Genomic DNA, 14,442 nt, shown 5'->3' on the forward strand with positions numbered 1-14,442 from the left:
ATGTGATCAATGCCACAGTTTTGAAACTCATTTAGTATGCTAAGTTCAGCATAAAAAAAAATTGACCCAGTATGAGCATAATCCAGAAAATAATGACAATGCCTATTGTCTCTAAATTCTTACTCAATCATTATGCCCCTTATAAAGGTGCTGGCATTTCGATTGATAAAATTGATCTCGCCAATTATCACATTCGCGTCAAAATGCCATTAACTCGTAAAAATCAAAATATCGTCGGTGTACATTTTGGCGGTAGTCTTTATTCAATGGTTGACCCATTTTATATGTTGATTTTGATGCATCACCTGGGCTCACGTTATATCGTGTGGGACAAAGCCGCAAATATCCAATTTTTATCCCCTGGCCGTGGAACGGTATATGCTGACATCCAGCTCGACCCAAATGAAATCAACCATATTAAAAACTTAGCAGATAACCATGCACCTGTACTACGGAACTATAGCTTAAATATTTTTGATGAAGCAGGCTTACGTATCGCTGAAGTTCAAAAAACCCTATACATTCGTCGCAAGCAACCCCGTCCACGCAAATAAAAAAGGCGCTTATCTTTAAGCGCCTTTTCATTCAATTTTATCGGATTGGATTAGCGATTTTGCTCAATTGCAGCACCTGCGCCACCACCGATTGCACCACCAATCGCAGCACCGGTGTTACCACCAAAGATACTTTTACCGACTGCAGAACCAATCGCACCACCTACACCACTATATGTGGCATTTCGGTTTGAACCGTTTTGAGTTTTACTACCGACAGCTGCACCAGCACCACCACCAACAGCGGCACCTACACCACCACCGACGTTATTACCCACACCACCACCAATGGCACCACCTAAAGCGGCTGCACCAATACGTTGTTCTTTTGGTGACATGCTTTCACAACCAGCAAGCATTAGGGTCGACATCATTGCGACTGCGCATACGCTCATTACTTTTTTCATTGTGATGTTCCTTGTCTTCTTCAATACCTATGATTCTAAAACCATTGTATGAAACAATTAAACATAGCTTGTTACGGCTTGGAGCATAAATGCTGCATTTTGTAAAAAACCAGGTCTAATCGCTCACGAATCACTCAGGATTTTCATCCAAAATCATCAAATCTTTTGTGGTTTCACCATTTTCAGTCAGCACAGCATGAGAGAGTTTGGCTTTGCTTTCTGGATCAGTTGCTTGATCTAGTTTTAGCGTGCGTTTAATCGGGTCTTGCCCTTTCTTAAACTCTACACCTTCTGCATCAATATTGGTGTTTTGACGAATAATCTGACCGTCCTGTTTCACCGTAGTCTTGGTTTCAATTTTAGAAGTTGGGACGATGACACCACCACGTTGTAGTACTGGAATAGATAGTTTCTTTTCAGAAAAATCACTTTGGTGGTCTGAAAGTTCAATTTCACGTGCCACGATATCCTGACCTTTATTGGTCATTTCTAACACTGTTGCAGTCACTTGGCGTACAGGTTCTTGACCTGCAACACGGCGAATCACTTCTGTTTTTAGTACTGGAACCACAGCTTTATCTTCTACCACAATCGAATTGGGCATGGGTGCAGCAATCGCTGTCAATGAGCTGAATAATGCAGAAACTGCGAATACTTGCTGTGTGAATTTCATCAAAAGACCCCGTTATGTTTAAGTTTAAAAATCAAGAGATTTGTTATGTTCTATTTTTACTATAGGAAATAATTCAATATTAGGAAAGCTTTAATTTTCAATTCGTCCGCATAAAAAAAGCCACCCGAAGGTGGCTTTTTTGGAATGATTTAAGGGCTAATTAAAGACCATTAAATTCATCGCTAAATGCTTGGCTTAACGCTTGATCTACATCAGAGAAGTCATTGTGAAGCTCAAGCTCTGCAGCTTCAGACTCTTGACGACGACGTTCTAAGTGGTATGCCAAACCTGTACCCGCTGGGATCAGACGACCTACAACTACGTTTTCTTTCAGACCACGTAATTCATCTTCTTTACCTGTTACAGCAGCTTCAGTTAACACACGTGTTGTTTCCTGGAACGATGCAGCAGAGATGAACGAATCAGTAGAAAGCGATGCCTTCGTGATACCCATCAATTGACGTTCATACTTCGCTGGGAACTTGTTCTGAGCTGCCACAGCTTGGTTTTCTTGAACAACGCGGATGTATTCCACTTGTTCGCCTTTGATGAAGCTTGTATCACCACCGTCAGTGATTTCAACTTTACGAAGCATTTGACGTACGATAACTTCAATATGCTTGTCGTTGATTTTTACACCTTGTAGACGGTATACGTCTTGAACTTCGTTCACGATGTAGTTTGTAAGCGCAACTTCGCCTTTCAAACGTAAGATGTCGTGTGGATTTTGCGGACCATCAGAAATGGTTTCACCACGGTTTACATGTTCGCCTTCGAACACGTTAATGGTACGCCATTTCGGAATTAGCTCTTCGTAAATCTCAGAGCCATCATCCGGAGTAATCACAAGACGGTTCTTACCTTTGGTCTCTTTACCGAAGCTTACGATACCTGAAATTTCAGCAAGGATCGCGTGTTCTTTCGGTTTACGTGCTTCGAACAAGTCAGCTACGCGTGGAAGACCACCGGTAATATCACGAGTACGTGAAGATTCTTGTGGTACACGACCGATAACGTCACCGACACCAATTGTTTCGCCATCACGAACAGTCAGAATCGTATTTTGTGGCAAGAAGTAGAACTGTTCGCCACCATCAGTTGTATCTAATACAACCGCTGGACGCATATCTTTACCTGACGCAGGACGTGAAGTCACTGGTAAGATTTCGATTGTAGTCATACCTGTTGCATCATCAGTTTTCGATGTCACAGTTACGCCATCAGCGATTTGGCTGAAACGTACTTTACCTGCAACTTCGGTAACCAATGGATGTGTATGTGGATCCCAAGTCGCTACGATACCGCCAGCTTCTACAGCTTCGCCATCTTTCAACAAGATAGACGCACCGTAAGGAATCTTATAACGTTCGCGCTCACGACCGATATCATCCGCAATACCGATTTCACCTGAACGTGAAGTTGATACCAAGTGACCTTTAGCGTGTTGTACTGTTTTCACATTGTGGAAACGTACTGTACCTTTGTTACGAACTTGTACGCTGTTAGCAGCAGAAGTTCGGCTCGCAGCACCACCCACGTGGAACGTACGCATTGTTAACTGTGTACCTGGCTCACCAATTGATTGAGCAGCCATTACACCCACAGATTCACCTGGATTCACCAAGTGACCGCGAGCAAGGTCACGACCGTAACATTTCGCACATACACCGAAAGTAGATTCACAGTTTACAACTGAACGTACTTTCACTTCATCGACACCTTGCTCTTCTAAGTAGTTTGCAAGTTTTTCGTCGATTAATGTATTACGTGGAAGAATCACATCATCCGAACCTGGTTTCTTCGCATCTTCAGCAAGTACACGACCCAATACTCGAGTACCTAAGTTCTCGATGACATCGCCACCTTGAATGAACGGAGTCATTACAAGACCGTCGAAAGTACCACAATCTGGCTCAGTAATTACCAAGTCTTGTGCAACGTCAACCAAACGACGAGTCAAGTAACCTGAGTTCGCAGTTTTCAATGCAGTATCGGCCAAACCTTTACGTGCACCGTGTGTTGAAATGAAGTACTGAAGTACGGTCAAACCTTCACGGAAGTTCGCTTTAATTGGCGTTTCAATGATCGAACCATCTGGTTTCGCCATCAAACCACGCATACCCGCTAACTGACGAATCTGAGCTGCCGAACCACGGGCACCTGAGTCAGACATCATGTAGATCGAGTTGAATGATTTTTGTTTCTCGTCTTCACCCTGTTTGTTTTTTACAGTTGTGAAAGACAAGTTGTCCATCATCGCTTTCGCTACTTGGTCGTTTGTACGTGCCCAAATATCGACAACTTTGTTATAACGTTCGCCGGCAGTTACGAAACCTTGCTCGAATTGTTGTTCAATTTCGCGAACTTCAACTTCAGCTTTTTCGATAATTGCTTGTTTTTGTGGCGGAATCAACATGTCTTCCATACCAACAGACACACCTGAGTGAGTCGCTTGACGGAAGCCCAAGTACATCAATTGGTCAGCGAAGATAACAGTATCTTTAAGACCTAATTTACGGTAGCAAGAGTTGATCAATTTAGAGATGTTCTTTTTCGTCATCTCAACGTTGATTTGTTGGAAATCCATACCTTCAGGTACAACTTCCCAAAGTAAACAACGACCTGGAGTTGTGTCTACAACAATGGTTTGTTGTTCACGGTTACCATTTTCGTCAATGACTGTTTGGTGTACACGTGCTTTTACGCGAGCGTGTAAATCAACTTGACCTGTTGCAAGTGCACGGTTTACTTCGTCAGTATCCGCAAACACCATGCCTTCACCTTTGGCATTGATCGCATCACGAGTGATGTAGTACAAGCCTAAGACAACGTCCTGAGACGGTACGATGATTGGCTCACCGTTCGCAGGAGAAAGAATGTTGTTTGTTGACATCATTAACGCACGAGCTTCTAACTGAGCTTCAAGTGTTAATGGTACGTGTACCGCCATTTGGTCACCGTCGAAGTCGGCGTTAAATGCCGCACAAACTAACGGGTGAAGACGGATTGCTTTACCTTCAATCAGGGTCGGTTCAAATGCTTGAAGACCCAAACGGTGAAGTGTAGGTGCACGGTTCAACATCACTGGATGTTGACGAATTACGTGAGCAAGTACGTCCCAAACTTCTGGAGTTTCACGCTCAACCATTTTCTTCGCAGCTTTAATGGTTGTCGCTTGGCCAGATGCTTGTAGTTTCGCGAAAATGAATGGTTTGAATAATTCAAGCGCCATTTTTTTCGGAAGACCACATTGGTGCAGACGTAAAGTCGGACCTACAGTAATTACCGAACGACCAGAGTAATCGACACGTTTACCCAATAAGTTTTGACGGAAACGACCTTGTTTACCTTTGATCATGTCTGCCAAAGATTTAAGAGGACGTTTGTTCGAACCGGTAATTGCGCGACCACGACGACCGTTATCAAGCAATGCATCTACAGACTCTTGTAACATACGTTTTTCGTTACGTACGATAATGTCTGGTGCAGCAAGGTCTAGAAGACGTTTTAAACGGTTGTTACGGTTGATTACACGACGGTAAAGATCGTTCAAGTCAGAAGTCGCAAAACGACCACCTTCTAGAGGAACCAACGGACGAAGATCAGGTGGAAGTACTGGAAGTACATTCATCACCATCCATTCTGGTTTGTTGTTCGACTCTTTGAACGCTTCCATCAATTTCAGACGTTTAGAGGCTTTTTTAAGCTTCGTTTCTGAAGTTGTATTTGGAATTTCTTCACGAAGACGTGAAATTTCAGCTTCAAGATCGATGTCTTTCAACAAATCTTGAACTGCTTCTGCACCCATTTTCGCAGTGAATTCATCACCGTGTTCTTCTAAAGCAGTGAAGTATTCTTCATCGTTTAGAAGTTGGTATTTCTCAAGTGGAGTCATACCTGGGTCAGTTACAACGTATGATTCGAAATACAATACACGTTCGATATCACGTAAAGTCATGTCTAAAAGCAGACCAATACGGCTAGGAAGTGATTTCAAGAACCAAATATGTGCAACTGGAGAAGCAAGGTCAATATGACCCATACGCTCACGACGTACTTTTGCAGTTGTTACTTCAACGCCACATTTTTCACAAATGACGCCTTTGTATTTCATACGCTTGTATTTACCACACAAGCATTCGTAATCTTTTACCGGACCAAAGATTTTGGCACAGAATAAACCATCACGTTCAGGTTTGAACGTACGGTAGTTAATGGTTTCAGGCTTTTTAACTTCACCATGAGACCACGACTTAATCATTTCTGGTGACGCAAGACCAATACGGATGCGATCAAACTCTACAGGAGCATGACCGTCTGAATCCGTCTTTTTGCGCATGATATCGAGCAAGTCTTTCAATTTTTTTCTCCGTGTGTTGTGGAGATTTTCACTTCACAACTGGGTCACAAATATTGTTTTTTAACTGAGAAATCCCCCTTGCCCCTCTTGATTAAAGAGGTGAGAAGCACTGCTTCGCAAGGGAGATTCAATGGAACTAATTAGTCACCATTTTTCAGTTCAATGTTGATACCTAAAGAACGGATCTCTTTGGTCAATACGTTGAACGATTCAGGCATACCTGGGTCCATGTAATGGTTACCATCTACAATGTTCTTATAGATACGGGTACGACCTTCAACGTCATCCGACTTCACAGTAAGCATTTCTTGAAGTGTGTATGCTGCACCGTAAGCTTCGAGTGCCCATACTTCCATCTCACCGAAACGCTGACCACCGAATTGTGCTTTACCACCAAGCGGCTGTTGAGTTACTAGAGAGTAAGAACCAGTAGAACGCGCATGCATCTTGTCGTCAACCAAGTGGTTCAGTTTCAACATGTACATGTAACCTACAGTTACTGGACGGTCAAAACATTCACCTGTACGACCATCATACAATACTGTTTGACCAGTACGTGAAATGCCACCAAGTTCTAACAATTCTTTAATTTGTGATTCTTCAGCACCATCAAATACTGGTGTTGCTAAAGGAACACCTTTACGCAAGTTACCTGAAAGCACCAAGATTTCTTCATCAGTCAAGCTATCAAGATCTTCTTGTTCGCCACCAACTTTGTTGTAAATCTTGTCTAAGAAATCACGAAGCTCAAGTACAGTACGTTGCTCTTTCATCATCTTGTCGATTTGATCGCCAAGACCTTTAGCTGCCATACCTAAGTGAGTTTCAAGAATCTGACCCACGTTCATACGTGATGGTACACCCAGTGGGTTAAGTACAACATCAACTGGAACACCGTTTGCATCGTGTGGCATGTCTTCTACAGGCAAGATGTTTGATACAACACCTTTGTTACCGTGACGACCCGCCATTTTATCACCCGGTTGGATGCGACGTTTTACAGCCAAGTAAACTTTAACAACTTTCAATACACCAGTTGTTAGTTCATCACCCGTAGACAATTTGCGTTTTTTCTCTGCAAATTTCTCATCAATTTCAAGGCTCTTCTCTTTCAAGAACACTTGAATTTGAGTTAAACGTTCAGCAATCGCTTCGTCGACTGGTTGGATTTCAATAAGATCAACCAACTCAAGACCAGACAATAACTCTTCAGTTAATTTGTCACCGCGTTTAGTTGTACCGCCACCGTTAGATTCTTGACCTTTCAATAGACGAACAATACGTTCACGAGCAGCTTCTTCAAAGATTTTGTATTCTTCTTTCAAGTCTTTACGGTAAGCATCAAGTTGTGCTTTCTCAATTGCTTGAGCACGTTCGTCTTTTTCAAGACCGTCACGTGTAAATACTTGAACGTCAATTACAGTACCTTTCACAGATGAAGATACGCGTAATGAAGAGTCTTTTACGTCTGCCGCTTTTTCACCGAAGATTGCACGAAGCAATTTTTCTTCCGGAGTTAACTGCGTTTCACCTTTAGGCGTTACTTTACCTACAAGAATGTCACCAGCAGTTACTTCAGCACCGATATAAACGATACCTGATTCATCCAATTTAGAAAGTGCAGCTTCACCCACGTTCGGGATATCCGCTGTGATTTCTTCAGCACCCAATTTGGTATCACGTGCAACACATGAAAGCTCTTGGATGTGGATAGACGTTAAACGATCTTCTTGAAGTACACGCTCTGAAAGTAAGATCGAGTCTTCGTAGTTGTAACCGTTCCAAGTCATGAACGCTACACGCATGTTTTGACCCAATGCCAATTCACCGCCATCTGTTGATGGACCATCAGCAAGAACGTCACCACGTGCAACTTTGTCACCTAAACGTACAACAACGTTTTGGTTGATACATGTATTTTGGTTCGAACGAGTGTATTTGATCAGGTTGTAGATATCTACACCTGCTTCGCCTGCCACCATCTCTTCTTCGTTTACACGAATAACGACACGAGAAGCATCAACAAACTCAATACGACCACCACGTTTCGCAAGTACACACACACCCGAGTCATGCGCTACGTTTGCTTCCATACCTGTACCAACAAGCGGTTTGTCAGCACGTAAAGTAGGAACAGCCTGACGCTGCATGTTTGAACCCATCAATGCACGGTTGGCATCATCGTGTTCAAGGAACGGAATAAGTGATGCTGCTACAGATACAACCTGCTGAGCAGATACATCCATATGCGTTACTTTTTCTGGTGGAATACGTACGAATTCACCTTGGTGACGTACAGATACGAATTCTTCAGTTAAGTTACCGTCTTTATCGATACCAGAATCGGCCTGTGCAATCACAGTACCTACTTCTTCAATCGCAGAAAGGTATTCAACGTCATCCGTTACACGACCATCAACAACTTTACGGTATGGAGTTTCCAAGAAACCGAAGTTATTACATTTCGCATAAACAGAAAGTGAGTTGATCAAACCAATGTTTGGACCTTCAGGAGTCTCAATTGGACATACACGACCGTAGTGAGTTTGATGTACGTCACGTACTTCGAAGCCCGCACGCTCACGAGTCAAACCACCTGGGCCCAATGCTGATACACGACGTTTGTGTGTAATTTCAGACAACGGGTTGTTTTGGTCCATGAACTGAGACAACTGGCTTGAACCAAAGAATTCTTTGATTGCAGCAGCAACTGGTTTCGCATTGATTAAATCTTGCGGAGACAAGTTATCAGTTTCAGCTTGAGATAAACGTTCTTTAACAGCACGTTCAACACGAACTAGACCAACACGGAATTGGTTTTCTGTCATTTCACCAACAGAGCGAACACGACGGTTACCCAAGTGATCGATATCGTCGACTTCACCTTTACCGTTACGGATTTCAACTAATGTTTTCAATACATCAGTGATGTCTTCGTTCGAAAGAATACCTTCAACTTCACGAGACTTCTGATCCGTACCCACTTCGTAAGGACGACCCAAACGACGGTTGAACTTCATACGACCTACTGGTGATAAGTCATAACGTTCAGAAGAGAAGAATAAGTTGTTGAATAAGTTTTCAGCAGCTTCTTTTGTTGGTGGCTCACCCGGACGCATCACTTTGTAGATTTCTACAAGTGCTTCTTCACGACCAGTTGTAGTATCTGCACGTAAAGAGTCCGCAATGAATGGACCACGGTCGATGTCATTGGTATAAAGTACGTTGAATTGTTTAACGCCGCCTTCAGCCAATTTCACCATAATTTCATGGCTAAGTACGGTATTTGCCGCAACAACTTCGCCATCACGTAACGTTACATCTTCAGCAACGATACGTTCATATAGGTATTCATCAGGAACAGAAAGTTTTTCAAGACCTGCTGCTTCCATTTGACGAACATGGCGCGCGTTAATACGTTTACCTTGTTCAACAATTGTTTTACCGTCTGTACCCACGATATCAAACTGTGCCATTTCGCCACGTAGACGTTCTGGAACCAAGTCAATTTGATAGCTACCCATATCAAGATATACAGGTACTTTTTCGTAGAACATGTCTAGGATTTGTTCGTTGTTATAACCCAAGGCACGAAGCACAACAGTCGCAAGTAATTTACGACGACGGTCAATACGAACATATACAAGATCTTTTGCATCGAATTCAAAGTCTAACCATGAACCACGGTAAGGAATGATACGAGCAGAATAAAGAACTTTACCGCTAGAGTGAGTTTTGCCTTTATCGTGGTCAAAGAATACACCTGGTGAACGGTGTAATTGAGATACGATTACACGCTCAGTACCATTGATCACAAAGGTACCGTTGTCTGTCATAAGTGGCATTTCACCCATGTAGACTTCTTGCTCACGCACATCTTTGATTGTTTTAGTTTCGCGATCTTTAATGATCAGACGAATTTTTACACGCATTGGCGCCGCATAAGTTGAGCCACGAAGAATACATTCGCGCACATCAAATTCAGGCTTACCAAGACTATACTCAACAAATTCTAAAGCAGCATTGCCAGAATAACTTTCAATAGGAAAAACTGAACGAAATGCGGCTTGGAGACCGATATCTTCGCGGTTTTTTGGAGTTTTGCCGTCTTGAAGGAAAGTTCGGTACGAGTCGACTTGAATCGCGAGCAAGTACGGAACATCCATTACCTTGGGCAATTTACCAAAATTCTTACGGATCCGTTTCTTTTCGGTATATGAGTATGCCATCTGGAGTCCTCGGAAAGTAAACTAAGTCCGCCTGCAGAACGAACTTAGAAGGAATTACGCAGGCCGATATGGCCACCACTTTCACAAATGCTGCAATTTTTAGTGGTATTAAAACGCTTAACAATATTTTTTTACTGAAAAATATTGGTAAGCGTTTGGTTTTATAAATTATTTTTAATTTGTATGATTTTTATATCATGCAAACAAAAATCGAGCCGATTATTGTAACGCAAAAAGGCTGATGACCCAAGGGCCACCAGCCATTTTTTGGAGCCGATTATAAAAAAATCGACTCCCCTTAAGATTACTTAAGTGTAACTGTAGCACCAGCTTCTTCAAGTTTTTTCTTAAGTTCTTCGCCTTCTTCTTTAGAAACGCCTTCTTTAAGAACTGAAGGAGCGCTTTCAACAAGATCTTTAGCTTCTTTAAGACCAAGGCCAGTAGCTTCACGAACTGCTTTAATTACAGCAACTTTGTTAGCACCGAAAGAAGTCAACTCAACGTTGAATTCTGATTGTTCTTCAGCAGCAGCACCAGCAGCGCCAGGAGCAGCAGCAACTGCTACAGCAGCAGCAGATACGTTGAATTTTTCTTCGAAAGCAGAAATAAGTTCAACAAGTTCAAGAACAGTTTTTTCAGCAACTGCGTTTAAGATTTCTTCGTTTGTTAAAGCCATGAGAGTAACTCCAAATGGGTATTGAATGGTGTGTAAATTGATTTAAGCTTAAGCAGCTTCTGACTCGTTTTTCTCTTTGAGCGCAGTAATAAGGCGACCCAATTTCGAAATAGGAGCTTGAAGAACGCTTGCAAGCATAGTAAGCGCTTTCTCTTGGTTTGGAAGGTTAGCGATAACGCTAACTTCAGCACCTTGATAAACTTTACCGTCAAATGCAGCAGCTTTAAGTTCAAATGCTTTATTAGTTTTAGCAAATTCTTCGAACAAACGAGCAGCTGCGCCCATGTCGTCTTCAGAAGTTGAGAAAGCTAAGATTGTTGGGCCAACAAGGTTGTCGCTCAAGATATTGAATTGAGTATCTTGAAGAGCACGTTTAGCCAAAGTGTTACGAACTACGCGAGTAGCAACACCTAGTTTACGAGCTTCAACACGTAGAGCAGTTAATTGCTCAACAGTTAAACCTTGATAGTCAGCAACAACAGCAGCATACGCAGTAGAAGCAACTTCAGTTACTTCAGCTACGATCTGTTTTTTGCCTTCGATAAGAAGAGCCATTGTAAAACCTCCTAACGGTGATTTATGCACCTATACAGATGCACTCCCAATTCGTTAGCTCATCACTGAACCAACACGCGGAGGAGGAACAAATCACACCACCGCGTCTACTCAGGCTGGGCTATTAAGAAGAAAGCATAAAACTCCCCTCGCCTGAGGTCTTTGACGCTGATAAATCTAAATTTATCAATTCAAAGTTTGCCTGAATCACGCAATATACGACGGAGCGTTTCTTGCGTAATATTTAAAGCAGCGCTTTAAATATTACTCAGGGCTTTAAAATTCTGTAATAAGTCGAAACTTATTTAGAAACGTTTGCCACATCAACAACAAGACCAGGACCCATAGTTGAGCTTAAAGTGATCTTTTGGATGTAAACACCTTTAGAAGTAGCAGGTTTTGCTTTCTTAAGGTCAGCTACAAGAGCTTCAACGTTTGAACGAACAGCTTCAGCAGTGAAACCTACTTGACCGATCGCAGCGTGGATAATACCCGCTTTGTCTACACGGTAACGTGCTTGACCAGCTTTCGCGTTTTTAACAGCAGAAGCTACGTCAGGAGTTACAGTACCCACTTTAGGGTTTGGCATTAAGCCACGTGGACCAAGAATCGTACCTAACTTACCAACAACGCGCATTGCATCCGGAGCTGCAATTACTACGTCAAAGTCAAGGTTACCCGCTTGGATGCTTTCAGCAAGATCATCAAAACCAACAACGTCCGCGCCTTCAGCTTTAGCAGCTTCAGCAGCAGCGCCTTGAGCAAACACAGCTACACGTACAGTTTTACCAGTACCTGCAGGAAGTGTAGTCGCGCCACGAACAACTTGGTCAGATTTACGAGGATCAACACCTAGGTTTACAGCAACATCCAAAGATTCTTTGAATTTTACTGCTGGAAGGCCGTTAAGAACTGCAACTGCTTCTTCCAAAGTGTAAACTTTGTTAGCTTCAACAGCAGCAACAATGGCTTTTTGACGTTTAGTTAATTTAGCCATGTCTTATAGCTCCACTTCCAAGCCCATAGAACGCGCAGAACCAGCAATGGTACGTACACGTGCGTCTAAATCAGCACCAGTAAGATCTGGTTCTTTAGTAGTCGCAATTTCTTCTAATTGAGCGCGAGTCAACTTACCAACTTTAGTTTTGTTAGGTACAGCTGAACCCTTTTGGATGCCCGCAGCTTTCTTAAGAAGAATCGCAGCAGGAGGAGTTTTCATGATGAATGTGAACGACTTGTCGTTGTACACAGTGATCACTACTGGAATTGGAAGACCAGCTTCAACTTTTTGTGTCGCAGCATTGAATTCTTTACAGAATGCCATGATGTTAACACCACGTTGACCTAGTGCAGGACCAATCGGTGGAGATGGATTTGCTTTACCAGCTGGAACTTGCAGCTTGATATAGCCGTCAATCTTCTTAGCCATTTCAATTACCTCTGGGTACTAACGCCGTTAGGCTCCCCATACATTTAAGTAACGATACCGTTACAACAACAATGCCCGATTCATAACAAATCGGGCGTTTATCAACCAAGTTAAATTAAACTGATTTTTCGACTTGGCGAAATTCCAGTTCAACCTGAGTTGGTCGATTAAATACATTAATCGTCAACGTTAAACGTGACTTATCGTATAGAACCTCTTCCACCACGCCTTTAAAGTCGGTGAATGGACCGTCAATTACGAGTAATTCTTCACCTGGTTCAAACATCGTCTTAGGACGAGGTGCTTCGCCAGTATTGCGTACACGTGCAAGAATCGCATCAGCTTCTTTTTGCGTAATTGGTGCAGGTTTTTCTGCAGTACCACCGATGAAACCTAATACTTTTGGACATTCTTTAACAATGTGCCAAGTTTCATCATTCATTTCCATTTCGACTAACACATAGCCTGGAAAGAATTTACGCTCTGATTTACGTTTCTTACCATCCTTCATTTCCACTACTTCTTCAGTAGGGACAAGGACTTCACCAAAGCTATCGGCTACAGCGCTACGCTGGATTCGATCATTAAGTGAGCGTAACACTTGTTTTTCATAGCCTGAATAGGCATGAATAATGTACCAACGTTTCATAGCTCTCTTACCCGATAATAAACTTCATTAACCAGCTCAAAGCATAGTCAAAGCACCATAATAAAATAGATGCCACTAAGACTACCGCAAGTACCTGCCAAGATGTGGTCATGGTCTCTTGCTTGGTTGGCCAAGTCACTCGACGTAACTCAATTCGAGCATCTTTCAACAATCGAACAAAGCCTTTGCCTTGATGGGTGGCGTATAATAAACCTAAAGCCACGATGATACAAGCCAAAATTACCCCAACACGGACCCAGACATCATTCGCTGGTGCCCAGTATGCTGGCAAATGTTGATTCACCATCATAGAACTACCGAGTAAAATCAACGCGATAACCCACAGAACATAGTCTAAAGGGGAACCAGAATTAACAACTTCAGCAGGATTATTTCTTTGAGGAATTGGCGCGTCGCTTAATGCGTCACGCGATTTATCATTCGACATTTTTGTACTCGTCGTAGGATTCGCGACTTATTATATGACCAGTTGAGCCAGCATCAAGCTTCTTTTTAAAAAAATTTGGCAGGCCAGGAGGGACTCGAACCCCCAACATTCGGTTTTGGAGACCGACGCTCTACCAATTGAACTACTGACCTGCAGAGCAAATCGAGAGTCGAAACTCTCGATCTGTACAAAGATAACTGTATTATATTATGCAGTTACTTTAGAAACAACACCCGCACCAACTGTACGGCCACCTTCACGGATCGCGAAGCGTAAGCCAGCGTCCATTGCGATTGGGTGGATTAATTCTACTGACATTTCTACATTGTCACCAGGCATAACCATTTCTACGCCTTCTTTAAGCGCGATCGCACCAGTTACGTCAGTTGTACGGAAGTAGAACTGTGGACGGTAACCGTTAAGGAATGGAGTGTGACGACCACCTTCGTCTTTAGAAAGTAC

General features: G+C 42.7%; 11 protein-coding genes, 1 tRNA gene and 1 pseudogene. 1 reads left to right on the forward strand and 12 read right to left on the reverse strand.

Annotation, left to right across the window (positions count from 1 at the left end):
* The first annotated feature begins 71 nt into the window (after positions 1–71).
* Complete coding sequence (locus B1202_RS06905; RefSeq protein ID WP_078189823.1) at positions 72–554, forward strand: DUF4442 domain-containing protein; 483 nt, start codon at positions 72–74, stop codon at positions 552–554.
* A 50-nt stretch (positions 555–604) separates the two neighbouring features.
* Here B1202_RS06905 and B1202_RS06910 read toward each other — a convergent pair whose 3' ends face one another.
* The 12 genes and pseudogenes from B1202_RS06910 to tuf form a co-directional block, all read right to left on the reverse strand.
* Positions 605–961, reverse strand: a complete 357-nt coding sequence (locus B1202_RS06910) for a DNA transfer protein p32 (RefSeq protein ID WP_078189824.1) — start codon at positions 959–961, stop codon at positions 605–607.
* 130 nt (positions 962–1,091) lie between these two features.
* Complete coding sequence (locus B1202_RS06915) at positions 1,092–1,634, reverse strand: hypothetical protein (RefSeq protein ID WP_078189825.1); 543 nt, start codon at positions 1,632–1,634, stop codon at positions 1,092–1,094.
* A 160-nt stretch (positions 1,635–1,794) separates the two neighbouring features.
* Positions 1,795–5,994 (reverse strand): DNA-directed RNA polymerase subunit beta', encoded by a 4,200-nt coding sequence (gene rpoC / locus B1202_RS06920; protein ID WP_078189826.1) that lies wholly within the window; start codon positions 5,992–5,994, stop codon positions 1,795–1,797.
* Between the two features lie 140 nt (positions 5,995–6,134).
* Positions 6,135–10,223, reverse strand: a complete 4,089-nt coding sequence (gene rpoB / locus B1202_RS06925; RefSeq protein ID WP_078189827.1) for a DNA-directed RNA polymerase subunit beta — start codon at positions 10,221–10,223, stop codon at positions 6,135–6,137.
* A gap of 304 nt (positions 10,224–10,527) precedes the next feature.
* On the reverse strand, positions 10,528–10,899 hold the full coding sequence (gene rplL / locus B1202_RS06930) for a 50S ribosomal protein L7/L12 (protein WP_078189828.1): 372 nt from the start codon (positions 10,897–10,899) through the stop codon (positions 10,528–10,530).
* Between the two features lie 48 nt (positions 10,900–10,947).
* Positions 10,948–11,454: a 50S ribosomal protein L10 gene (gene rplJ, locus B1202_RS06935; RefSeq protein WP_078189829.1), complete on the reverse strand. Its 507-nt coding sequence runs from the start codon at positions 11,452–11,454 to the stop codon at positions 10,948–10,950.
* A gap of 301 nt (positions 11,455–11,755) precedes the next feature.
* Positions 11,756–12,451, reverse strand: coding sequence for a 50S ribosomal protein L1 (gene rplA / locus B1202_RS06940; protein ID WP_078189830.1), 696 nt, complete (start codon positions 12,449–12,451; stop codon positions 11,756–11,758).
* Positions 12,452–12,454: 3 nt separating this feature from the next.
* Positions 12,455–12,883 (reverse strand): 50S ribosomal protein L11, encoded by a 429-nt coding sequence (rplK, locus tag B1202_RS06945; protein WP_004868049.1) that lies wholly within the window; start codon positions 12,881–12,883, stop codon positions 12,455–12,457.
* Between the two features lie 115 nt (positions 12,884–12,998).
* Positions 12,999–13,532 carry a transcription termination/antitermination protein NusG gene (nusG, locus tag B1202_RS06950; RefSeq protein WP_078189831.1) on the reverse strand — a complete coding sequence of 178 codons (534 nt, stop codon included), beginning with the start codon at positions 13,530–13,532 and terminating at the stop codon, positions 12,999–13,001.
* Positions 13,533–13,539: 7 nt separating this feature from the next.
* A complete protein-coding gene (secE, locus tag B1202_RS06955; protein ID WP_078189832.1) occupies positions 13,540–13,980 on the reverse strand; it encodes a preprotein translocase subunit SecE in 441 nt (146 codons plus the stop codon).
* Between the two features lie 76 nt (positions 13,981–14,056).
* Positions 14,057–14,132 (reverse strand) — tRNA-Trp (locus B1202_RS06960).
* 55 nt (positions 14,133–14,187) lie between these two features.
* A pseudogene (gene tuf / locus B1202_RS06965) lies at positions 14,188–14,442 on the reverse strand (elongation factor Tu); the annotation flags it as partial.

This window comes from Acinetobacter amyesii, from assembly GCF_002018365.1.
GTDB classification, from domain to species: domain Bacteria; phylum Pseudomonadota; class Gammaproteobacteria; order Pseudomonadales; family Moraxellaceae; genus Acinetobacter; species Acinetobacter amyesii.

Excerpts from the sequence above, each read along its gene's own strand:
- rpoB (WP_078189827.1), bottom strand. The coding sequence starts at position 10,223 with ATGGCATACTCATATACCGAAAAGAAACGGATCCGTAAGAATTTTGGT.
- rplL (WP_078189828.1), bottom strand. The coding sequence starts at position 10,899 with ATGGCTTTAACAAACGAAGAAATCTTAAACGCAGTTGCTGAAAAAACT.
- secE (WP_078189832.1), bottom strand. The coding sequence starts at position 13,980 with ATGTCGAATGATAAATCGCGTGACGCATTAAGCGACGCGCCAATTCCT.
- nusG (WP_078189831.1), bottom strand. The coding sequence starts at position 13,532 with ATGAAACGTTGGTACATTATTCATGCCTATTCAGGCTATGAAAAACAA.
- rplK (WP_004868049.1), bottom strand. The coding sequence starts at position 12,883 with ATGGCTAAGAAGATTGACGGCTATATCAAGCTGCAAGTTCCAGCTGGT.
- rplJ (WP_078189829.1), bottom strand. The coding sequence starts at position 11,454 with ATGGCTCTTCTTATCGAAGGCAAAAAACAGATCGTAGCTGAAGTAACT.
- B1202_RS06905 (WP_078189823.1), top strand. The coding sequence starts at position 72 with ATGAGCATAATCCAGAAAATAATGACAATGCCTATTGTCTCTAAATTC.
- rplA (WP_078189830.1), bottom strand. The coding sequence starts at position 12,451 with ATGGCTAAATTAACTAAACGTCAAAAAGCCATTGTTGCTGCTGTTGAA.
- B1202_RS06915 (WP_078189825.1), bottom strand. The coding sequence starts at position 1,634 with ATGAAATTCACACAGCAAGTATTCGCAGTTTCTGCATTATTCAGCTCA.
- B1202_RS06910 (WP_078189824.1), bottom strand. The coding sequence starts at position 961 with ATGAAAAAAGTAATGAGCGTATGCGCAGTCGCAATGATGTCGACCCTA.